Origin of the sequence: Pedobacter ginsengiterrae, assembly GCF_039537385.1 — a bacterium.
In the GTDB taxonomy this organism is placed as follows: Bacteria; Bacteroidota; Bacteroidia; order Sphingobacteriales; family Sphingobacteriaceae; genus Pedobacter; species Pedobacter ginsengiterrae.
Genome location: NZ_BAABAK010000001.1, coordinates 429,195 through 452,883 on the forward strand (window position 1 = coordinate 429,195; position 23,689 = coordinate 452,883).

Sequence of the window (23,689 nt, forward strand, 5' to 3'; positions counted from 1 at the left end):
TTACTTCATCCCATTTAGTGGAAATAACTTTTCCAAGTTCTCAAATCCCATCACAGCATTTTTAGGCAATTTTTCGCCCTTATCTCCGAAAACATACATTGCACTTTCTTTCTCGATGGTTACTTTACTTTCGTCGTATTTCCCTGTTTTATCTTTTACAGTAGCACCATTAAGCTTGAAGTTTTTATTTAAAAAATCGTAAAGTGCAATGCGCTTGTTAATGCCGAAATCGTGTTTTTCATTAGGAAGATGCACATTCTCGACCTTATCTTTCACACCATAATAACCGTACATTTTTTGTAAGTAGGGAAAATCATGTTGTGGAGTATGAGCTGTCCAGTCGCCACCATCCGATACCAATAACTGTGGACGAGGAGCTGCCATTGCAGCCAATTCTACATTATCTGTTCCACCTCCACATTGATGGATTGGCATACCGCTTTCGCAAGGACAACCGCCATAGAAATATGACGACATCGCTACAACGGGTGCACTCAACTTAATCCTGTCATCCATGGCCGTCATTAAAATTGAATGACTTCCAGCTCCAGAACCGCCGCTTATACCTATTCTACTTGTATCTGTTTCTTTTAAGGATGTGAAATAATCCAAAATTCTTATCCCACCCAAAGTTTGAACGGTTTGAGCTAAACTTCGGCGATGATCTTCGTATTTAAACTGAAGCATCGATTCGCCCCACGCAAATAAATCATAACTAAATGCCATTGCCCCCATTCTGGCAATTGTAGCACAGCGAAGCTGACAATCGGCTCGGTAACGCTGCTTTTCCCAATGCCCATCGGGACTTAAGACCACTGGAATTTTACCCTTTGCATTTAATGGCTTGTACAACGAACCATTTATCCAAACACCTGGAAGTATTTCCAAGGCGATATTTTCTACTGAATATCCATCGAAAATCCGTTTTGCCGTAACAATTGGTTTCGAATTTATTTTTGCTGGTAATGGCGATAACATCAAAGCTTTGTAAAGCTCTGGCTTGATTTCCGCTTTGCGTTTTTCCCAGCTGGCTTGGTCAGTATATTTTGTACCCAACTGATCCAAATAGGCCCATCCATCCTGAACTTCCCAACGATAATATTCGTATTCTTTCAGTTTATAAACGCCTGGCTTTTCTTTGTTTACTTTCATATCCAAAGGTGTAAGCACATTGGCGAGTGTTTCATCTACATCAGCACGAAAACGCCAATCGGCGTAGTTTACCCACTTATCTTTTACCTGTGGCTCAGAATATTTAATCTGAACCTTAAAACGCGTTTGAATTTCTTTTAGAACATCAACAAGTGGTTTTTTATAAAATTTATCTGTGTTTTGGGTTTGGGCGGAGAGGTTTGTAAAAAGGAAGAAAGAAAAAATCACTAAAGTAAATTTTCTAAAAATCCCTCCCCCTGCCCCCTCCAAAGGGGAATAGCATGATGCAGATAATGAACGTACGCCATTTTGAACTTGTTTTAGGGTCTTAAATGAATAGACATATTGCTTTAAAGATGCTGAGATAAATTCAGCAAGACGAATGCAAAAACCATTGCTAAAACATTTTTCCACTGCGGTCGAAATGACGGTTTGAAAAAATGAAGACTTATCTAATCTCATGGTTCTTCGCTTTTAGTTTCCGTAATTACTGGTGCAGTGTAACCGTTCAATTTTGGCCAAACACCATTTTTAATTTTCTTCAATTTCAACTTTGATGGATCGACAATCACATGCTTGATTTTTTCCCTTCTCCAGGTATAAATAAAGTGTAACATACCATCAGCAGTTTGAATTACAGCAGGGTAAGAATATTGGCTAATCGGCGAATCTTCTAAAATTAAGGCTGCGTACCATTCTTTTCCATCTTTAGAAAGCGAAACATTCAGAGGAGTTCTTGCGCCTTTGGCTAAATCGCCTGGAGGCAAAACATGGTTATAAACCAATACATGTCGACCATCTTTCATAGTTACGGCATCAGTCCCAGAGTTATTATTAGGTAAGGAGGTTTTGGTCATTGGCGTCCAGGTTTCTCCGTTATCCTCCGACCATGATTCTGCAATTGCCCGATTAGCAGTTCTGGCTAAAATCTGTAACTTCCCATTACCATGCTGCAGAATACTTGGTTGAATAGCTTTGATTCCGTTTTCAACCAACGGACCAACTGTTCTCCAGGTTTTACCGTTGTCTTTTGTTACCTCAAAATGAATTTTCCAGCCATCGCCCTCTTTACTTGATGGCGCAAAAAGATTTCCATTGCTTAATAAAATAGGTTTATTTTTAACAGGACCAATATTTCCATCTGGTAATTTTGTAGCTTCCGACCAAGTTATTCCACCATCTTTTGATGTTTTCATTAAGCCCCACCATTCTGATGGTTTGGGTCCGATTTTATAAAACAATACTAAATCTCCGCCAGGAACCTGATATAATACAGGATTCCAGGTTGGTAATCTTTTGCCATCTGGTTGAACACCATTTGCTACAGAAACTGGTGCTAACCACTTCCCATCAACAAAACGACTGATGTAAATCTCCACGTCAGGGTTTCTTTCTTTTGTTCCACCAAAGAAAGAAGCTACTAAACCTGTCGAAGTTTCGGCAATGGTTGCAGAATGGCACGACGGAAATGGGGCTTTATCATATAGATATTCTTGTTTTACAACTCCAGTTTGCCATTTTTCTACCTGAGCCTTAGCGCTTGCTGCAAGTGCAAAAGCAAGTCCTAATGTGATATATATTTTTCTTTTTAACATAATTTTATTTAAATCAACTATCTATCTACGGTCGTCATTGCGAGGTACGAAGCAATCTTACTACTATAGTTGTAGCGACCGCTTTAGGATTGCTTCGTGCCTCGCAACGACGATAAGCCTAAGCAAAATGTTTACTGCTTTGCCTTATTTGCTTTCTCCTCTTTTATCTTTTTAGTGTAAGCACTGTAAAGCGCTCTCCAGCTGCGTCCGTTATTGTTCAGCATTTGCTCTGATTTCGTTTTATAGATTTCAAAAATTGCAGAAATTTGTTTCATATTTTTATAATCAACAGCCTGTTCTCTAGCTTGCTTCAAGAAACCTGAAATCTTAGCCTCTTCATCAGCCGTTAAATCTGGAACAATGGCTTTGTAACCTTTCATTGTAAATTCTACTTTCCCAATGGTGTATTTATCTAGGATAGTTTCAACTTGTTCTGGAGATAGATTCTGGTTCAAACCATCCATTAAAGCCTGATGAACACTTGAAGGCATGGCCGAATCGGCAATAATTTGCTTATCCAAATCACTTAATTTATTTCCAGTAACAGGGTTTATCCCGTCAGGAACGGTTGATGATGGATGTTCGTTATGCCAATCTCTTATTGTTGTTAAATGAACTGCAATAGCATTTTCTGCTGCAGTCTTTTTCTTAGCATCTGTTAAATTTAACGCACCAACCCATTCTTTTGCTTTAGTTAGTATTTCCTCGGGCACTACCACATCTTTTGTTTGACTAAAGACATTCACTGTGGTTAGCAGCAAAGTCAGTAACATTAGTGGCTTTAAAAACTTTCTCATAATTGTATTTCCATTTAGGTTTATCAAATATTTTTAAACGTTTTATATAAACGGTCGTCATTGCGAGGTACGAAGCAATCCTAATGCTGTCGTTGTAAGATTGCTGCGTACCTCGCAATGACGATGAAACGAAACAAATCATTACTCCTTCCCCATCATTTCCACCATGGTGGAGAAATCTTTTAACCTTATTCAAATGATTTCCCTGCTTTGATCCAGGTGTTGTCATTCTGAGTGCAACGAAGAATCTGCAACCGATTAGCACTTAGAGCACTCTTCCATCGCTTGGAGATTCTTCACTATGTTCAGAATTACAAAGCAAATTACTTCCCTTCCACAACAAAAGAATAATCTCCCGAGCCAACCTCATAAATTGCGCTGTTATCTTCCATTTTTATAAATTTTAGATCCTTAACTGATTTCAATTTCTCTGTAACTTCATTTTTATTAGCCGCAGGAATGTAAAGCAAAGCTGTAGTATTTGGTGGAATGGTAACATTCCAGTTAAATGCTTTTGTTGTTTTACTATAACTGCTTTTTATTGTTCCATAAACTGAATTATAGCTTGCATTCACCGAACTCAAACTGTTTATCATTTCAGGCTTCATGATAATTTTTTTAAAAGCTGCGCTTTCTGATTTAATTCCCGCAAGGTTTTCGTAATACCAGATTAACAAATCGCCAAGCATCATTACATGGTTTTGCGAATTCATTTTCGGGTCGGCAGTATTGCCATTCCATAATTCCCAAATCGTTGTTGCACCATTATCAACCATATATCCCCAACTTGGATAAGTTTTTTGAGTCGCAACCGTGTAAGCCAAATCTGGTCTACCATAGTCATTCAAACAGCGCATTAGCCACTGAATACCAACCAAACCATTGCTCAAATGTCCTTTATTGGTAACCTCAACTGTGTATGTAATATTTTTAAAAACTTCCTCAACTTTATCTTTCGGAACCATGCCAAAATAAAGCGGAATAATGTTATCCGTTAAAGCATTGGAAGCATAATAACCTTTATCATTATAATATTTCTTATTGAAAGCTTCCTTGATTTTGTTTCCCAAAGCCTGGTAATTCTTAACATCCTCTTCATTTCCAATCGCTTGTCCAAACTGAATCATCAACTGTGTAAAATGATAATAATAAGCTGTTGAAATTAATGCGGATGGATATTTTTTATCGGCACTTTTCCCTCGACCGAATTCAATGGTAATTGGAGGCATGCACCAATCGCCGTAACTATCTTTGGTTAAAATATAATCTTGCATGTAGCGGCTCTGCATGTAAGCAAGCCATTTTTTCATCGCTGGATAATTATCCCGCACCGCAGAAATGTCTCCCGTTTGCTTGTAAACCATTTCGGTAACCAAAAGCATTGCACCAGGCCACGTCATGTTATCGCTATAATATCGCCAGAACGCTGGTGCAACATCAGGAATAGCGCCATCTTCCTTTTGCGAATTTCTGATATCCTGTAACCATTTGGTATAAAATCGTCCGTTATCAAAAACAAAACTTTCGCCGTAAGCCACCGCACCTCGATCTCCCAACCAAGGCATACGCTCGTTTCTTTGCGGACAATCGATTGGAATTCCCTTGTAATTCCCTGCAATTCCCCACCAGGCATTTTTAAAAATCTGGTTAGTTAATGCATCCGAAGTTTCGAAAGTTCCAACAGTTTTAATGTTATCGTAAATCATTTTTCCTACAAAATCATTTACAGAAGGTTGATAAGTGTAACCCGAAAGTTCTACATATCTGAAACCACGATAGGCAAAAGTCGGTTCCCAGGTTTCTTGTTCGCCACCTTTTAGAGTGTATAAATCAGTACATTTTGCGTTGCGAAGATTGGCTGTAAAAAGTTCGCCATTATCTTGTAACGATTCTGCAAAACGCAGTTTAATTTGCTTTCCTTTTGAGCCTTTTACTTTGATTTGCAACCAACCAACCATGTTCTGACCCATATCAAGAATGTATCTATCGCCAGAAAGTTTTTTAATTGAAACAGGTTTCAGCATATTCATCACACGCATATTTTCATTCATTTGCGCTTCAATCACTCCTGTAGGTTCCTGAACAAATTCTGCCTTTGCCCATTTGCTATCATCAAAACCAACATTATTCCAACCTGATACCTCTTTCGTTGCATCATATTCTTCGCCATCATATTCATTGTTGGTTCTGATTGGCCCATCTGCTGTGCCTTTCCAACTGTCATCCGTATCAATGTTGGCAGTTGTTCCATCGGTATAAACAATATTGATGTTCATCAGCATCTTCGGAAAACCAAATGTTTTAATTTTATAAGGTTTTTCATTTTGGCGCATGGCGAAAAACCGACCATTGCCTAATATCGTTCCAACTGCATTTTTACCGCTTTTGATATAAGATATTACATCATAAGTATTGTATTTTACATTTTTAGTGTAATCTGCTGGCGATGGAGATAAAACATCCTCCCCAACTTTTTTCCCATTGATATAAAGTTCGTACAAACCCAAACCTATAATGGATGCCGTAGCAGATTTTACAGTTTTTGTGCTTTGAAATTCCTTTCTAAAATATCTTGCAGATAAGCGTGAATCCGTTTTAATATTATCCCATGGGAAAGCCCTTTCGAAACCAATCCAACCTTTTGGCCAATCTTTATAGTACAATAAACCCATCGAAAAGTAGTTATTAGCCGACCATTCGCTTGGCCCAGCGGTGGTCCAAACTTTAACTTTCCAATAAGCCTTTAATCTGCTTTTAAGTTCTTTTCCAGTATAATTTACATGAATCGATTCGGCAGAATTTACCTTTTCAGAATCCCACAAATCGCCTTCATTGGCATTTAATTTCTCTATCGATGAAGACACCAAAACCTGATAAGCAGTTTGCATCACATTTCGTTCTTTTGAAATGATATGCCAGGCAAAACGTGGCTTTTGAACATCAATCCCTAAAGGATTTGTTAGCATCTCGCAGGTGGTATTTTGCAACGAGACTTGCGCCACCACTTTGTTAAGCGGCAGTAGCCAGATGCTGATTATTGCTATGTAGATTTTAATGTTCATTTACTTTTAATTGAGGGAATAGAAGGTAAGAAATAGGAAATTGACATGCAAATTAAAGCCTATTAACCATTTCCTATTTTCTATTCACAATTCTCCATTTTCAATTCCCTATTCTCTATCTTACCGAAAAATCAAAATACAAAGTCATATCCAACGCCCTACTCGGAGCTTTATCAAAATCATAATAAATATTTTTCATTCCCATCGGACCAGTTGTTTCTGGCTTTTGTGTTTTAGTTCCAATTGCCGAAATTCCATTCATAAACGATATATCGCCAGTTGGAAAGGTCGGACTCATATTATCATACTCTGTATCTTTCGATTTCTTTGGCGTAAATAGCCTTAAAAAAACATCTTCTCTATCCGTTACTACTTTAAAAGTCTGCGATTTGCCTATAAATTCGCACCAATACATATTTGAGTGGTAACCTTTAAATTCTGGATATTGCCAAGCTGGTTCACCAGTTGCAGAATCGTTATAATCCTTTTTCCAAATTCCGAATTCAGTACCTTTCATACGATTTTTCCAAACACGGTAAGGCCCGTTTCCTTTGTATTCAACACTTTTAATTTCCGTTTCGGGATATGAAAAATTCAACCCCACGAATGTGGTAAAGTATTCAGAAGGGAAATATTTTACCTCCATTTTTAACCATCCCGATGGATAAATCGTCCACTGCAAAGTATTCCAGCTTTCCTTTTTATCAAATTTGGATGAAATAACCAGATTTTCGCCATCCATTTTGGCCGTAAAATTTTTGAAATTATTTACGCCTTCTTGTAAAACAGGACCATTAGAAAAAGGAACCACACCCTTCGCATTTTTAGCTTGTTGTAATAATCCAGTAATTTTATCGAATGTTAAATCGATGCCATTTGCCAAAACCTGATAAACCTTTGCATCTTCTTTTAAAATCACTTTTGATGAGGCTGTTTTCACGACAATTTTATCTGCATCAGCAGCCGGCAATGTAATTGGAAAGCTCCAGGTAAATAATTCTTTCCCATAAACATCCTTTACTGTTAAATATAATGCATCAAAACTTTTCCAATCTGCGGGAAGATCAACTTGTAATTTTCCTTTTTCGAAAGGTTTAATATTTGGTGTATCGGCTTTACCTGCTTTAAATTCTGCATCAGCGCCTGCTTTAAGTTTCTTCAATCTCCACTCGAAAGTGCATTGGTTAAGGTTTGTAAAAGCATAACGATTTTCCAATAAAAATGAGCCATCAAAACCAGCGGTAATTTCTCGCTTCTCTATAAAAACAGGACTCCAAACCTCTTTAATGGTATAAAAACTTCCTTCTTTTTCATGATAAGGGCCAACAATTCCATCTGGACCGTGATTTCCGTCGGTGTCCAGCTCGCCAGCTTTATCGGTACGCACCACGGCCTGGTCGGCAAAATCCCAAAGAAAACCACCTGCAGAAAGCGGATTATTCCACATGGCATTCCAGTAGTCTTCGATTCCTGCACCATGGCCGCCATCCCACATGCCATGTAAAAACTCAGTAGGCATTAAAATATTATGACCGTGATCGTAATTTCCAATTCCGTAATTAAATTCACGATAATGCGTTGTTTCAAATCCTCCAAAAATTTCCCAGGGATGAATTAAAGGACGTTTTTGAATATCATTATCTGTAAAAAGATGGTCAAGCTCGCGATTATGGCCACCTTCATTTCCATTCGCCCAGAATATGATTGATGGGTGATTTTCATCATTCAGCATCATTTCTTTAAACAATTTCGTTCCTGTTGGCGTATCGTAATTTCCGTGCCACCCTGCTAATTCATCCATCACGAATAAGCCTAATGAATCGCAAACATCCAAAAAGTGTCCATCTGGCGGATAGTGCGACATACGCACAGCGTTCATATTCATCTCTTTCATCAGCTCAACATCAGCTATGCTGATCTTTTTGCTTGTTGTTCTGCCAGATGTTGGATAAAAAGAATGTCGGTTTACACCTTTGAATTTCATTTTTATGCCATTCACGTAAACACCGTCACGTTCTTTAACTTCAACCGTTCTAAACCCTATTTTTTTAGCAATCTGATGAATTGGTTTTCCGTTTTTACTTAAGGTAAAAGTTGCAGTATAAAGGTTTGGAAACTCCGACGACCAAAGTGATGGACTCTTAAACTGTTGTTCGATTTTGGTTAAACCCGATGTAATTTTTGCGGTAAAGTCATTGCCAAATTTCTTACCATCTTTGTCTGTCAATTCAATTGAAATTTTATCAGCCTGACCTTTAGTGAAAACATTAGCCGTTAAAACACCATTTGCTTTAGCATCAAGTTGCACCCGATCGATGTAAGTTTGGGGCAAAGCTTCCAGATAAACAGGTCTGAAAATACCTCCAAAAATCCAGAAATCGGCTTTCCGTTCTGCTTCATTAACCGATTGATTAGCTGAATGTTTAGAGACTTTTACTTCAAGCAAATTTTCTCCCGACTTTAATAGTTTAGAAATATCATATTTAAACACATAAAATGAACCTTGATGAATTTCCCCCGCTAATTCTCCGTTAATTTTAACTTCAGTATCCGTCATCGAACCCTCAAAAACAATATTGATTTTTTGGTTTTTCCAATCAGATGGAACGGAGAATTTGTATTTATAAAGTCCTTGTTCCTTGCCTTTATTGGCTTCTTTATTGAAACCGTAATTGTACTTTCCAAAACCTTGTAATTCCCAGTTTGACGGCACAGGAATAGTTGTCCATCTGCCAGAATTCATTCCTTCGGTAGAAAAGAAATCCCAGTTAACAGTGTTGTCATTTCCCGTTCCCGATAGATATAATTTTTGCGTTTGCTGTGCTTTTACAAAGCAGAACATCGTTATTAAACACAAGAAAAGTATAAATCTGCGTTTCATTAATTAGTTTTAAATTGGTTGGTTAATGGATTATCAGTACGGAAAGGCAAAGCTGGCAAGCCATTGTAGTAAAAATTTCCCATTGGATTTTCTGTCCAGTTGTAACGTACGGCTTTTGGTTCTGCAATTTCTTTGGAGGATACGATAACCTTTCCATCCTTCAAAATCGCATCTGCATTAACGAACTTGCCGTCTTTTGAGGCAATTGTGAATCCTGTTAATGAAGATGAATTACCTGAATCTGTATAATCAAAATCAAGGAAAGCTTTACCATCTTTAAAGGAAACAGCTTTGTAAATCGGTCCAGAGAATGCTATTTTTTGATGGTAAGTTTTACCTAAAGCCAAAAGTGCCAATCTTCTCCCCACTTCCCATTTATAGGTTGGGTGCAAATCTCCACCGTTATCGTTCAAATCATTGGTCGATATCATTCCCGTATTTGGCAAGCGTAAAACTTGTTGCTGCGCTTCCCAAAAGTTAGGTTCCGTGTCGGTTGTAAGCACAACTTTGTCGCTCTTCTGTTTGCTGTAATCGAAAGGTGCAATCTGCACATAATAGAATGGCAATTGTTCTCCCCAAGCTTTGCGCCACAGGTTTACCAATGTTTTTAGTTTGTAAGAATAACTAATAGTCTCATTTAAAAAGCAGTTTGTTTCGCCTTGATACCATAAAAAGCCTTTTATCTTAAATTTCGAAAGTGGCTCAATCATTGGCGTATAAAACTTGCCTGGGTCGTTGCTTACTTTTACATTTTTAAAATAAGGATCTTGTGCAAATGCATCTGGAGCAACCCATGGCTCAATCGCACTTCCAGAAACCGAAGAAGAAATCATCCCGACAGGAATGCCTAATTTTTCCTGAATTTCTTTCGCGAAAAAATAACCAACAGCAGAAAAAGCCTTCAATGCTGAATCTTGCGCTACCGCCCAACTTTTATGAGTAGAATCTGGTTTTGCCAACTGTTTACGATTAACCAGGAAAATCCTGATTTGTGTATTTTTTGCTTTCTCTACCTCATCCGCAGGAAAACCTAATTTTTCATTTTTTGGTTTAGGGATTTTCGCCAGCTTCCGCATTTGATACTCCATGTTCGATTGACCTGAGCACACCCAAACTTCGCCAACCAAAATATTGGTTAATTCTATTTTATTAGAACCAGCAATAATCATTGTTTGTGGCTTCGCTGATGTTTTCAAAGGCACCAAAATCACCGACCAATTTCCGTTTTTATCGGCCACTGTTTGCTTTTTCTGACCAGCAAAAGAAACTTCGACTTTTTCACCAGCTGAAGCGAAACCCCAAATATTTATCGGTTTCTCACGCTGTAAAACCATATTGTTTGATAAAATTTGAGGCAAAAGAATTTTGGCATTGGCAGAGAATCCAATCAACAATAACAATATAACAAGTTGGAACTTAATATTTCTAACCATCCTAAAACCCCTCCGTTTTTAAATATTTAATCGAATAAACGGCTTCTTTTTTCTCAGATTCTCCAGCATTTTTCAAATCGTAAGTTTGGTCTGCTGGCGTATCCACATTAGGAAAACGACGAACCGCTCCAGTACGAAAAACAATACAAGAAACATCAGCAATCGGCTGAAAAGCTAAACTTAATGAAGTTTCTTTTCCGTTAACTGTAAGCGAATAGAATCTGGTGTGCGCATCTAATTTCAATTTAATATCATAGCTTTTTCCAGCCTCATATTTCATGAAGTTTTTATAACGGGCACCAGCTTTTCCACTTAAATTGCCAGTGGAATCAAATGTCAAACGAACACTTGCCATTCCTTTTGCATCCTGCAATTCAATTTCCAGTAAACCGAAATCGTTTTGCTTTGGCGTAACCGAAAATGAAGTAATTATTTTTTTAGATACAGGAAATAAGCGCTCTGCTTTTGCATAATCAAACGGATCTTTGTCTCTTAAAACCAAAGCACCATTTTCAACTTTTACAGGCGCCCACAGCGGACTGTAAATATTCCAATTTTCTAGTGCTTTTTCTTTAGGAAGTTTATTGAACTCATCGTTAACATGTTTTGTAGCCAAATCATTAACAGGCAAAGGAACCGAAGAAACCCAGATATCTTCCTTGTTCATACTGTAGGTTACCCATAATTTGCCATCGGCAGGTTTCCCATTTCCTTCGATAATGCCACGTACATATTGCGGACCGTAAGATTTATAATTGCCGCCATAACGCATCGGCGTGATTTCCCCATTGATCAACAATAAATTAGTGTAATCTAAACCGTTTTTACTGGTTGAAATGGCTAATGGCCATCTGTATTCTGAAGGATTATAAACCGTTGCGTAATTTCCATCAGCAGTTTTTTGTCCCCAAATTTTTGCATTGCTATTTACAAAACCTGGAGCACGAAAAGCACTCTCTGGCCAGCTTTTTCCGTTATCGGTGCTAATTGCCGTTAAAGCATTTTTCCATAATCCCACAACTCTTCCATCAGGTAAATGGTAATAACTGAAAGCTTTATATTGTTTCTGCAAAGTGATTAGTGGGTCTTTTCTGTCTGCCTCTTCATTCCATTGCTGCGTCATTAACTTATTCGCTAACAATTCATTACAAGCAGTAACAAAAGCTTTATTTTTACTATTTGTGAAGTATGGATATTTTGTGTTTTTTTCCGAATAACCTGGATTGTAGTGAATAAAATAAATTGGACCGTATTTTCCATCTGCCTGAATTTCACGCACCGCTCTACCAATTCCATGACCATCATTCGGATCGTCCTTTGCATCGAAGCTGATGGCGTAGAAACCTAAAACAAGAAATACATTTTTTGTGGAAACGTAAAATCCCATACGTTGGTGCATTACGGCATCTAAATCTTTAGCTACATCGGTTCTACCTTCTTTAGTTGTACCATCTGCAATTCTATAAATAGGAAAAATCACATCAGGTTTCGTCCAATTGTAGCCATCAGGCGATGACTGCAATAAGGTTTGTCCTGGCGGGATGCTTTCTCCCACCTTATCACTCAAATATTCTACATAAAACTTATTATTCCAATAGGCTAACATTGGAGCATGGTTATAAGTCCAGCCAAAGTCTTCTGCCAATTCTGGATGTTCCCTGTTTGCCCTGAAAGTTTGGATATTATGCACCCCCATTACTGGCGAAAGCTGCCCGTGATGATAATCGGCATTAACCAAAGTTTTGCCTGTATAACGAACAGTATCCTGTGCCTGCGAAATTGATATCGCAAGTGTAAATGGTAGTGTTAAACAAAGTATTTTAAATATTTTCATTCTTTAATTTTAAATTCTGTCATTCTGACGAAGGAAGAATCCGCAACCGATAATCACTGCCTGTTTTTTTAACCACTAAAATAATTCAGTGATATTTCAGAACCAGTCTTTCATGGCTTAGAGATCCTTCGTGCCTCAGGATGACAGCAGTATTAATCTGTCCTCTTCAACCCTTCAATCACTTTTCTTTTAACTTTTATAATTGTTCCATGCTTGTGCCCTTCAGGTATCGAAACTTCAGCAGTCACATCTTTAAAACTTTTAAAATCGGAAGTTTTATAAGCCGAATAAATCTTCTGACCATAAGCATCGAAATAAATCAACCAGTCATTTTTCACTTTTACAACAGTTGGTCCTTCGGTCAACTTCGGACTAAAAGTGTCTGAAACGTTTTTATACGGTCCCAAAGCATCCTCTCCAAAAGCTACTTTCAAATTTCTGTTCGGGCGGGTATTATCTTTTAAAACCAACACATAATCTTTCGCTGCTCTTTTCACAATCACTGCATCTATTACGCTGAAACCAGGATCTAAGAATAATTTTGGTTCAGAAAAAGTTACAAAATCTTTCGTCGTTATCGAATACATTCGGTGATTGTTTTCTTCCTCTTCTATTCCCTTCGCAAAACGAAATGGAATGGTTGATGCCCAGATAATTACGAATTCTTTTTTCTCATCATCGTAAAAAATTTCTGGCGCCCAAACATTTACAGTTTTGGGTTCGTTTTCCATCACCGGAAGAAATTTTTGCTCGCTCCAGGTAATTAAATCTTTAGAACTTGCATAACCAAAGCCTTTATCACCTTTCCAGCTGCACGTCCAAACCAAATGAAATGTTCCATCGCGTCCTTGAACGATAGATGGGTCACGCATTACTTTCTGTGTTCCAACTGCTGGCTTTAAGAAAGTTTTGTTTAAATCAGTCCAATGAAAGGCATCGTAACTGTATAAAAATCTCAATCCTTCTGTTGCAGGTTCGTGAAATGAGGTAAATAAATAAGCTTGTTTCGAGCAAGATGTTAATCCGCAGAAAGCCAAGCCAATAATGGCTAAACGAAATGATGATATGAACTTTAATTTATGCACTTTATTTTTTAATAGTTATTTTTCTTTGTTCACGGTTAGGTTTGTCATTCTGAACGCAGTGAAGAATCTGCAACCCATAAAGCACAATCAGCAATTGCCCAATGTCTTAAAGCAAACATGATATATGTTCGGGCAGTGTTAATCGGCTTCAGATTCTTCGTGCCTCAGAATGACAGCAATTAATGCTTGCTCTAATTTAGATTACTTCGTCATTCCTGCTCCCAGTAACGACCAACCTATAACTTATCTAAAATCAACACCCAGTCATTACCATTTGCTGGTTCTCCCGGTGGGTTAAATTCTTTAATCCCTTTATTTTCAAATTTCCCTAAATCCGTTATCTTTCCCGTTCTTGGGTCAAACCAAGAAGCTTTCACTTCATCGCCATCCGTTTTACCTAACTGTGCATTGAAAGTCCGGCCTGTGTAGGTGTAAAACATGGCGTATTCTTCACCACGGGTGGCTAAAATTCTATCGTATTTTTCTCCATTTGAACCAGCAACCAAAGTTTGATCTGGAACGCGGTCAAAATATGAGCGAGAAAGCATTAAATCTTTCAGGTAACGCATTTGGACTGCACCAGGAGCATTTATTGCCGTAATCCACTGATCTTTTGGACCATAGGCAGGTTTTAAATCGGTCTTTTTATACATCTGCATCACAGAGTTATGCCCGTAAGTGTAACCGAAAGCACCTGCAAAAACCGACCAATAACCATATCGTCTCACATCTGCATCATTCCATCGAGGCTGTGTTGTATCATGCAAACCTTGGGGAATATCTTCGTACGATGGTTCTCCATCAATAGTAGGTTTTGTAGGTTTTAATTTATAATCAGATTCAATATATTTCCAATTATCTTCTCCGTAATGTAATTTCTCCTTTGCCGAAGTATCTTGATCATAACGGCGATGACCAGATTGAATCATATCAAAATCACTCCATTTCGAATTATGAAACCATTGTGAACCAGCCGTTCTTCCGCGTGGATGAAAAGTGATTAAGTGATTGGGGTCATTTGCTCTTAGCGTTTCGCCAATAGCATTCCAAACTTTTAAACCGTCGCTACCTTTAATATCGCCACCATTTAACCAGATGATGTTCCATTTATCTTTATATCGATCAGCTAAAAACTTTGCGTAAACTTTAGCTTGGGCTTCTTTAACTTTACCATTCTTCACATTAGTTCCCCAAACAGGTACCAAAGCCATGTAAAGTCCTTTTTCTGCTGCCTTATCAACCACGTAATCGATATGATCCCAATAATCGTAAGCAGTAGAATCTTTAGGATTGTTGCCTGGCGTAATCATTGGTTTTGAAACATCAGCGTTTACAAGCGATGAATCTAAGTACACATTTCTAGATGGCACATCATGTAAAACCATTACCTGAATCACGTTAAAGCCTTTTTGCTTTCTATCTTCCAAATATGTATTGGTTTCCTCGCGATTTAAGCGACTAAATAATAACCAACCCGTATCACCTAACCAGAAAAATGGTTTTCCGTCTCCAGTAGTAACATATCTGCCGTTTTCAGAAACCAAAAGACTTTTATCGCCAAAATGAGGTTTGTCCTTACAACCAAAGGCAAGAATTGAAACTACAGCAAGTAGAAATATTTTAGATTTTAAATTCATGTATTAAATTTTATTGATAATGATTACCTCATCTCCAGTTCCAACTTTATTAATTTTTGCAATAGTATTACCGTTAATTTTTTCTTCTTTGATGATGGCTCCAGTTTTACTATTTAATATTTTCACAACGAATTTTCCTGCCGTTTTGGTCAAATCTAAACTAATGGCTTCTGCCGATGCATTATAAAAAAGGTATGTTTTGCCTGCATTTTCTAAACCATATTGCTGTTTTTTATCGTTTGAGATAATTGGCTTTAAAGTTGAAATTGCATTTGCTATTGATTTATCAAGATTTTGAACATTTGATAAGGAACCTCCAGCCATTAAAACTGCCCAACCAAAAGCATCAAAATTATCTCCAGAGTAAATCACTGCTTTTTCTGGAAATTTGGTTTTATATTCAGAAACGGCGTGATAAACCTCTTCAAAAGATGTTTTCTTTGGCTTTAACAAACGGGCATGTTGGCGAGGTGCCAGGCTCTGCCCGCCTTGTGGTGCATAAGCAGTTCCATCTGCCTGGTAATGCCAATATCTGATATCGATTAAATCGATTACTTTAGCTCTTGTTGCATCAGCTAAAATTGCATCCTGAACATCTTTAGTAACACTTAAACCAATAATTGGATGTTTGCCAGTTTCCTTCTCCCAATCTTTAATGGTATCAATCCAAAACTGAACGAAATGCAACGGACCAGTAAATTCGGCACCAATCTGTTGAATTACTCCAGAGTTTCCATCGAAATTCTCCAAACATTTTCTAATGTAGGCTTTGTGTATCGCCTTGCGGTTTTCATTGCTGATATCGTAAAATTGCTCAGCCATAAAAATACGTTTATCGCCAGCATAAGGTACAGGTTCTGGAAAACCTGTGTTGTTGATATTGTTTGCGGTTCGCCAGGGAAAATCGGCATAATGTGCTCCTGCTTCAATAATATTGTGCTGAAAATAATTCTCGTGGATTAAAACCAAGCCTTTTTGGTCGGCCAGGTTTGCGAATTGTTTTAACCTATCCCAATACCAAAGATTATACTTTGTAATATCGTATTTGCTCAATCCATCCCAAGCCTTATCTTGTCCGCTACGGGCAAAAGGCAGCTCATAAAATGGTGCCCAAACCTCGCCATCCATTCTGCGAATGCGCTCGTGGTCATCTCTCCTTCTGTCGTACCAAAGGCCATAATTGTGATCAAGAATCTTTACCGAACTATTTTTCATCGAATCGGTAATTTCTTCCAAACCATCGGTTAAGCCATTGCCTTCGCGACCTGGAACAAATCTAGTTACATGAAATTTGGTTTTCTTTAAACCATAAGGACGAGCACTTCCATTCCACCATGGCACATCCTGACGATTGCCGACCACGATTTCGTTTCCGCGAACCAACCAACCATTTTTAATGGTCATTGCATCGGCTGTTGCTGATTGAGTAACTTTATCTAATCCAATTTTATCGATACTTTTTGCTTCTTTAGATTCTGTTGATATTTTGTTTCGATCCGAAGCCGCATCAATATATTCGGAAACCGTTAAAGCAGGTTTATAAGCGAGTTTGGTTAACTTTTGTGCAACATCAACAGGAGGACTGCTTGACGCTTCCGTTTCCACAGGTAAAACAAAAGCTCTGGAATCAATTTCATTTCCCAATCTATCTTTTAGCTGAGCATAATACAAACTCCGCGGTTGGATTTGCTCGTTCGACATATCCCAATAGCCATTTCCTGAAAATTGCGCCCAGGTACCAAAAGCCCAGTTTTGCGCTGTTGGTGGCTGTGGATTATCGACTCTTGCCGCACTGCACTGCCAAAAAACACTATTTGCCGCACTCCAACCCGCACCTTGCCCATCCTGACCACGGTTTAAATAACTTAAAGCTTGTCCATCCACATTTACAATATCAAACAAAACGCCAGATGCCCAGCTATCAATTGTACCGCTGAAACTGAACGGCAAATATGATTGGCATTGCACAAAAACGTTTGGTCCAGGTGCACAAAAACCTACCGCGAAATCATGGTAACCGTATTCTGAATATAACCTTTGAAAAAGTGTTTGTTGTCCTGTAGTATAAAAAGTATTCCGACGTTCGCCACCGATTTCAGAAATTGGAGCAAGCGACTTACAATCTTCGACAGTAATTCTTTTTGCTGTTTCTAAAACATTAACTGCAGAACCTGCAAAATGTTCAAAAACAACCTGACGAACCCATGCATCTTCCACATTTTCTAAAGAAATGGCGGTCCAGCGGTGGTATTCATCTTTAATATTTTCTTTGTGATAATCTGACTCAAGTTTTAAATTTTCAACACCAGATTGGGAGATTCTTCCATCCCATTGATATTTTGATACTGTTGCGCCCCCAAATTTAGCGTCTAAAGCAGTTGTGATTGGCGCATCAAACGTTACGGTATTGCCATTGACTGCTACAATTTTTCTATCAAAATGAATGTCCCTGGTTCCAGGTTTCCAACCCAAAGCACTTTCGCCACCACCAAACTCAACTGTTTTTAGTGTTTCAATCCATTCTTTTGTAGAAGGACGGTGGATGACGATGTTATCTTCGACTATGAAACCATTTGCATTAGAAACAGTAATTTTATTCGAATTAACAGGCACATAAGTATCGCTGATAGCAACTGTTGGCAATTCAACTTTATTGCTCTTACCCAGAATTCTGATTACTCCAATTCGATCCAAACCCGTAGCAAAGATTTTGGTTCCATTATCTCCCATTCCGCTGCCACGAAGCACAACACCAGATGCAGAAATCTTTAAAGTTCCTGCTACTTCATAAATGCCTTTTTCTAGCAGAACCGCACCACGTAAGCCATCTTTTCCAATAGGTAATTTTGAAACGTAGTTGATGGCAGATTGAATTCTTAAAGTAGCATCGCCTTTTGAAACTGGAACAATAACTTTAATTAAAGCGTTTGGAATAGCTTTTTCTCCAGCCATATAACCTGCATAAGAAAAATCAGGAATGCGATTTCCTTGTTCATCCGCTGTGTAAGCCAATTTACCATCCTTACCTTTAAATATAGGTTTGGGTGGCTCGACTGGCTTTGTTTTCTGAGCGAAAGAAAAGTTTGTAACCAAAAAAAGGAATGCCAAAATCGGCAGTACTTTAATTTTATATATGTGGTTAGTTTTTGGCATTGGTGTTTATTTTTTTTCGTTGTCGCATTTGCTTTACTCAGTTCCAGTATTCCATGGCTTAGAGATTCTTCGTTCATCAGAATGACAGAGAAAAGTTTGTCATGCTGAGGCATGAAGCATCTGCAACCTAATATTTACTATTTCTGCCTACTCTTATCCGTTGTTGGCAGTAAGTTGGCAACGTTTTATTTTTATCACTTAGAGATTCTTCGTCCCTCAGAATGACAGAGAAAAGTTTGTCATGCTGAGGCACGAAGCATCTGCAACCTATTATTTACTATTCCTGCCTACTCTTATCCATTGTTTGCAGTGGGTTGTTAACTTCATTTTCATCACTTAGAGGTTCTTCAATCTCAGAATGACAGAGAAAAGTTTGTCATGCTGAGGCACGAAGCATCTGCAACCTATTATTTACTATTTCTGCCTACTCTTATCCATTGTTTGCAGTGGGTTGTTAACGTTTTGTTTTAATCGCTTAGAGATTCTTCAATCTCAGAATGACCGAGAAAAGTTTGTCATGCTGAGGCACGAAGCATCTGCAACCCTATTATTTACTATTTCTGCCTACTCTTATCCGTTGTTTGCAGAGGGTTGTTAACGTTTTATTTTCATCACTTAGAGATTCTTCAATCTCAGAATGACAGATAAAAGTTTGTCATGCTGAGGCACGAAGCATCTGCAACCTATTATTTACTATTTCTGCCTACTCTTATCCGTTGTTTGCAGAGGGTTGTTAACGTTTTATTTTCATCACTTAGAGATTCTTCAATCTCAGAAGGACAGATAAAGTTTGTCATGCTGAGGCACGAAGCATCTGCAACCTATTATTTACTATTTCTGCCTACTCTTATCCGTTATTTGCAGTGGGTTGTTAACGTTTCATTTTCATCGCTTAGAGATTCTTCAATCTCAGAATGACAAGTTGTTGTAATTTTATCTCTCGAGAATTTCATCATTTAAAAATCTCCAATCAGGATTATCAATTTCAATCAGTTCATTCTTCTTTTGCCTTTTCCAGCCCTTAATTTCTTTTTCTCTTTCAATAGCATGCTCGATAAATTGATATCTTTCGTAAAAAATCAAGTAATAACAATTGTATTTAAATGTAAATGCAAATTTATTATCTTTATTTTCAGTATGTTGTTTAAGCCTAATTTCCAAATCATTTGTTACGCCCGTGTACAAAACAGTTTTGTTTTTATTTGTTAGGATGTAAACGAAATAATTATGGCTCATGCTTTATTAAAGTTTTGTTTTCGTCGCTTGCAGATTTTTCGTCCATCAGAATGACAAATTCTTACTGTCATGCTGAGGAACGAAGCATCTCTGACCTATTATTTAACATTCCTGCCCATTCATTTCCGTTGTAGGCAGTGTTGTGTTGTTAAAGTTTCGTTTTCATCGCTTGCAGATTCTTCGCTGTACTCAGAATGACAAAATCAACTTTCAACTCCCCTAAGGCCTCACTTTACTCACATCCACTAAACTATTCAAATAAACTTCGATATTAGCATAACCAGATTTCGAAATTTTTGAAGCATCTTTTGCATCTTTTGGATTCAATCCGTTTTTAATCTCCCACGCATCAGGAATACCATCGTTATCAGTATCTACATAAGGTTTTCCCTTATATTCTGGATAACCACCGACTTGTGCAATGTCTGAAATAATACCTTGTTTATAAGAATCAGCTGGTAAACGACGTTTCACATAACTTTGCTTCGCAGGCAACTTTCCATCTGCTACATGTTCTATTTTTCCTGTAGTAACTTGTTTAATAATACGTTGATCCACGGCATCGCGAACGGGTAAACTTGCACCTGCATTTGCTAAAACATAATCGTAAGCTTTTTTAGTGTCGATAATTGAAATCTTCGCCATTGGTAAAGGTTTATCAGTACGAATGGAATCTAGTAACTTTTGTTTATCACGCTTGCTTTCTGGTTGCACGCCTCCATCCCAATTATTACTGGTTACTTTTTCATTGCCTTCAATAATGTTTCCAGTTACATAAGCTCTGCCAAATTCATTTCTAAATTTAATGTCTCTGCCAGATTCTGGCTTTAAAATGCGATAAGAAATGGGCTCGCCAGCAGGGGTTATTGGTCCAGGTTTGTAATAGTTATTTATAAAACTATAAAATGATGCATTATCGCCACCATCGGCACTTCTATTCCACCAGTTAAAAATAACGTTATTGGCGAAACCAAAATCGCCATACATGCCTACTGAAGGATTACGACTAATATTGGATGCCCAAAGATTACGCATGAAAGTAGAGTTCAATCCACCGATTGTACTTCCGAAGGCATGGTTGTAAGTATCCAGCGCCTCAGAGAAAATGGAGTTTTGAATGGTTACATTTACTGTAGGTAATTTCTCTGGTTTAGAACCATCTTTTTTATCATAAACATGGCGATAAATCGACATATTTTCGTCTAACCCCCAGCTTGCAGAAACGTGGTCTATAATGATATTTCCTATAGGATTGCCGCCAATGGCATCATCTCTACGGGTTACATCAGTTTCTCCACGACGGAAACGCATATAACGAATCACAACATCGTGTGTATTAATCCAAACCGATTCTCCTGCTACACAGATACCATCGCCAGGTGCACTTTGACCTGCAATTGTAATATATGGAGCACGAATAATTAATGGCGATTTTAACCTAATAATTCCTGAAATATTGAAAACAATTGTTCTTGCGCCACCCTGTTCACACGCTTCACGCAAAGTTCCTTTGCCTGAATCTTCAAGACTATTTACCACATAAACCTTTCCGCCTCGGCCGCCAAAAGCATACGCTCCACCGCCCTCAGCACCAGGAAAGGCAACTAATTTTGATTGAGGTAAATCGCTTGGCTTTGCTGCCCATGGAATATATGGTTTACCTTGTTTGGCTTCCGCATCAACAATAGGCTTTACCTTTAAAAATTGTAATTCAGATTTCTCTTCAATACTTTTTAATAAAGAATCGGCCTTTTTCTCCATCGCTTCTGGAATAACAGGATATTGCGCGTAGGCAATATTTCCAATTCCACAAAGCGCAATTATGCTCAAAAAAGAATTCCAGTTCCGCATATTAATTAGGTTTTACTATAGAAACAGGAACCACACTATTTAAATACACCTCGATGTTTGAGTAACCACTTTTAGTAATTTTCGTAGCATCAGATGCATCCTTCGGATTCAATCCATTTTTAAGTTCGTAAGCATCTGGCATACCGTCATCGTCTGAATCTTTGTAAGGTGTGCCTTTATATTCTGGATAACCACCAACCTGTGAAACCTCTGTAATAATGCCCAGTTTGTAAGAATCGCCAGGTAACCTACGATGCTCAAATTGAAATGCAGATGGTTTAGCATCAGGATGAACCTCAATTTTCCCTGTAGCTACTTGTTTAATTACACGAGTATCAACAGGATCTCTTTTTGGTAAGGTTGCACCCACATTTGCCAAAACAAAATCTTTTGCCTGCAGAGTTGGGATAATCGAAATTTTAGGCATTGGGAAAGGTTTTTTAGCTTTCATGGCTGCAAAATATGGACTTGCCTGTTCGAATGACATTAGTCTGCCTTTTTTATCTTCTACCTGAACGCCGCCATCCCAGTTATTTGCTGTAACTTTTTGATTGCCATCAATAATATTTCCATCTACAAAGGCTCTGCCAAAAACCACGTAAGGCAATTTACTACGTCCAGATTCTGGCTTTAAAATTCGGTAACTAATTGGGTCTTTTAAATCGGTAACCGGACCTGGTTTATAGTAGTTATTTATAATATTGTATTGAGCAGTATAATCACCACCATCTGTAGAACGGTTATTCCAGTTGAAAACCACATTATTGGCGAAATTAAAGATTCCGTTCCAGCCAATTGAAGGATTACGGGCACCGTTATCTGCCCAAAGATTACGAACAAAAGCACAATTTTCGCCCCCTAAAGTACTTCCAAAAGCATGATTCCAATAATCTAAAGCTTCAGAAAAAATCGAATTTTGAATCGTAATATTAACCGTTCCTAATTTGTCTTCGATTTTACCTGTACTATCGTTGTACATGTGGCGATACATCGACATATTTTCGTCTAAACCCCAGCTCGCCGAAACGTGATCAATCATGATATTTCCTACTGGATTACCACCAATTGCATCATCGCGACGACCAACAAAAGTTTCTCCTCTTCTAAAACGCATGAAACGAACGATCACATCATGTGTATTTAACCAAACGGATTCGCCAGCAACACAAACACCATCACCAGGAGCAGTTTGACCCGCAATAGTAATATAAGGTGCACGAACAATTAATGGCGTTTTTAATCTGATGATACCTGCAACATTGAAAACTACAATTCTTGCTCCACCCTGCTCGCAAGCATCCCGTAACGAACCTGGACCACTATCGTTTAAGTTTTTTACAACGATAACCCTGCCACCACGACCACCGAAGCTATAAGCACCTCCACCCTCAGCTCCTGGAAAAGCTAACAATTCTGATTGAGGCAAATCATTTGGCCTGCCTGCCCATGGTATATAAGGTTTTCCTTGTTTAGCTTCTTGCTCCATGATGGGTTTAGCCTTTTCCCAGGCAATATCTGAATGCCGAGTTGCTGCCTTCATCATAGAATCTGATGTTTTTTGAACATCTAATGGTATTTTTGGATATTGTGCAAAAGCTGATCCAGCTGAGAGAATTAATGCTGATGAAAATAGTAGATTTAATAAGTTCTTTTTCATTTGTGTTTTGCTCGTTAAAGAAGCAAAAGAAATTAAGCAAATATTTCGGATAGTAAAAAATTTAGGCTCAATTCTATTGGTATCTTTTGGTTAAAGTTTGGTTAGAAAGTATATTATCTTTCAAATTTGCAATCAAAATAAGGCTATTTACTGTATAATTTTCGCTATCTTTTGTACAATATTATCAATTGAAAAAATTAAGCGTAACAATGTAAATTCATTATATCAACGACGTTACAAGATATATATAAAATTCATATATAAATGTAACATTCTTAAATAAAAAAAGGAAGCAATAAATTGCTTCCTTTAAACC

The 23,689-nt window shown here is 37.9% G+C and carries 13 protein-coding genes; all 13 read right to left on the reverse strand.

The genetic code is table 11. From position 1 onward, the window contains the following. The gene (locus tag ABD692_RS01645) at positions 1-1,614 is read right to left on the reverse strand and encodes an acetylxylan esterase (RefSeq protein ID WP_344764405.1); all 1,614 of its coding nucleotides are present in this window, start codon (positions 1,612-1,614) and stop codon (positions 1-3) included. Then, positions 1,611-2,747, reverse strand: coding sequence for a sialidase family protein (locus ABD692_RS01650; RefSeq protein ID WP_344764407.1), 1,137 nt, complete (start codon positions 2,745-2,747; stop codon positions 1,611-1,613). The genes ABD692_RS01645 and ABD692_RS01650 overlap by 4 nt, the downstream gene beginning before the upstream one ends. A 131-nt stretch (positions 2,748-2,878) precedes the next feature. Then, on the reverse strand, positions 2,879-3,544 hold the full coding sequence (locus ABD692_RS01655; protein ID WP_344764408.1) for a DUF3826 domain-containing protein: 666 nt from the start codon (positions 3,542-3,544) through the stop codon (positions 2,879-2,881). A 323-nt stretch (positions 3,545-3,867) separates the two neighbouring features. Then, on the reverse strand, positions 3,868-6,606 hold the full coding sequence (locus ABD692_RS01660; RefSeq protein ID WP_344764410.1) for an alpha-L-rhamnosidase: 2,739 nt from the start codon (positions 6,604-6,606) through the stop codon (positions 3,868-3,870). A gap of 115 nt (positions 6,607-6,721) precedes the next feature. Next, a complete protein-coding gene (locus ABD692_RS01665; protein ID WP_344764412.1) occupies positions 6,722-9,487 on the reverse strand; it encodes a glycoside hydrolase family 2 protein in 2,766 nt (921 codons plus the stop codon). Then, entirely contained in the window at positions 9,487-10,821 is a 1,335-nt protein-coding gene (locus tag ABD692_RS01670) for a sialate O-acetylesterase (protein WP_344764414.1), read from the reverse strand. The genes ABD692_RS01665 and ABD692_RS01670 overlap by 1 nt, the downstream gene beginning before the upstream one ends. Before the next feature lie 100 nt (positions 10,822-10,921). Further along, a complete protein-coding gene (locus ABD692_RS01675; protein WP_344764415.1) occupies positions 10,922-12,754 on the reverse strand; it encodes a sialidase family protein in 1,833 nt (610 codons plus the stop codon). A gap of 152 nt (positions 12,755-12,906) precedes the next feature. Then, entirely contained in the window at positions 12,907-13,839 is a 933-nt protein-coding gene (locus tag ABD692_RS01680) for a glycoside hydrolase family 43 protein (RefSeq protein ID WP_344764417.1), read from the reverse strand. Positions 13,840-14,075: 236 nt separating this feature from the next. After that, positions 14,076-15,476, reverse strand: a complete 1,401-nt coding sequence (locus ABD692_RS01685; RefSeq protein ID WP_344764418.1) for a glycoside hydrolase family 140 protein — start codon at positions 15,474-15,476, stop codon at positions 14,076-14,078. 3 nt (positions 15,477-15,479) lie between these two features. Next, a complete protein-coding gene (locus ABD692_RS01690; protein WP_344764419.1) occupies positions 15,480-18,629 on the reverse strand; it encodes a DUF6298 domain-containing protein in 3,150 nt (1,049 codons plus the stop codon). 933 nt (positions 18,630-19,562) lie between these two features. Beyond that, entirely contained in the window at positions 19,563-19,865 is a 303-nt protein-coding gene (locus tag ABD692_RS01695; RefSeq protein ID WP_344764421.1) for a GIY-YIG nuclease family protein, read from the reverse strand. Between the two features lie 219 nt (positions 19,866-20,084). Further along, on the reverse strand, positions 20,085-21,716 hold the full coding sequence (locus ABD692_RS01700) for a polysaccharide lyase (RefSeq protein ID WP_344764422.1): 1,632 nt from the start codon (positions 21,714-21,716) through the stop codon (positions 20,085-20,087). Position 21,717: 1 nt separating this feature from the next. Continuing rightward, positions 21,718-23,373, reverse strand: coding sequence for a pectate lyase family protein (locus tag ABD692_RS01705; protein WP_344764424.1), 1,656 nt, complete (start codon positions 23,371-23,373; stop codon positions 21,718-21,720). Positions 23,374-23,689 lie beyond the last annotated feature (316 nt).

Excerpts from the sequence above, each read along its gene's own strand:
- ABD692_RS01665 (WP_344764412.1), bottom strand. The coding sequence starts at position 9,487 with ATGAAACGCAGATTTATACTTTTCTTGTGTTTAATAACGATGTTCTGC.
- ABD692_RS01660 (WP_344764410.1), bottom strand. The coding sequence starts at position 6,606 with ATGAACATTAAAATCTACATAGCAATAATCAGCATCTGGCTACTGCCG.
- ABD692_RS01690 (WP_344764419.1), bottom strand. The coding sequence starts at position 18,629 with ATGCCAAAAACTAACCACATATATAAAATTAAAGTACTGCCGATTTTG.
- ABD692_RS01670 (WP_344764414.1), bottom strand. The coding sequence starts at position 10,821 with ATGGTTTTACAGCGTGAGAAACCGATAAATATTTGGGGTTTCGCTTCA.
- ABD692_RS01685 (WP_344764418.1), bottom strand. The coding sequence starts at position 15,476 with ATGAATTTAAAATCTAAAATATTTCTACTTGCTGTAGTTTCAATTCTT.
- ABD692_RS01705 (WP_344764424.1), bottom strand. The coding sequence starts at position 23,373 with ATGAAAAAGAACTTATTAAATCTACTATTTTCATCAGCATTAATTCTC.
- ABD692_RS01675 (WP_344764415.1), bottom strand. The coding sequence starts at position 12,754 with ATGAAAATATTTAAAATACTTTGTTTAACACTACCATTTACACTTGCG.
- ABD692_RS01645 (WP_344764405.1), bottom strand. The coding sequence starts at position 1,614 with ATGAGATTAGATAAGTCTTCATTTTTTCAAACCGTCATTTCGACCGCA.
- ABD692_RS01700 (WP_344764422.1), bottom strand. The coding sequence starts at position 21,716 with ATGCGGAACTGGAATTCTTTTTTGAGCATAATTGCGCTTTGTGGAATT.
- ABD692_RS01655 (WP_344764408.1), bottom strand. The coding sequence starts at position 3,544 with ATGAGAAAGTTTTTAAAGCCACTAATGTTACTGACTTTGCTGCTAACC.
- ABD692_RS01695 (WP_344764421.1), bottom strand. The coding sequence starts at position 19,865 with ATGAGCCATAATTATTTCGTTTACATCCTAACAAATAAAAACAAAACT.
- ABD692_RS01650 (WP_344764407.1), bottom strand. The coding sequence starts at position 2,747 with ATGTTAAAAAGAAAAATATATATCACATTAGGACTTGCTTTTGCACTT.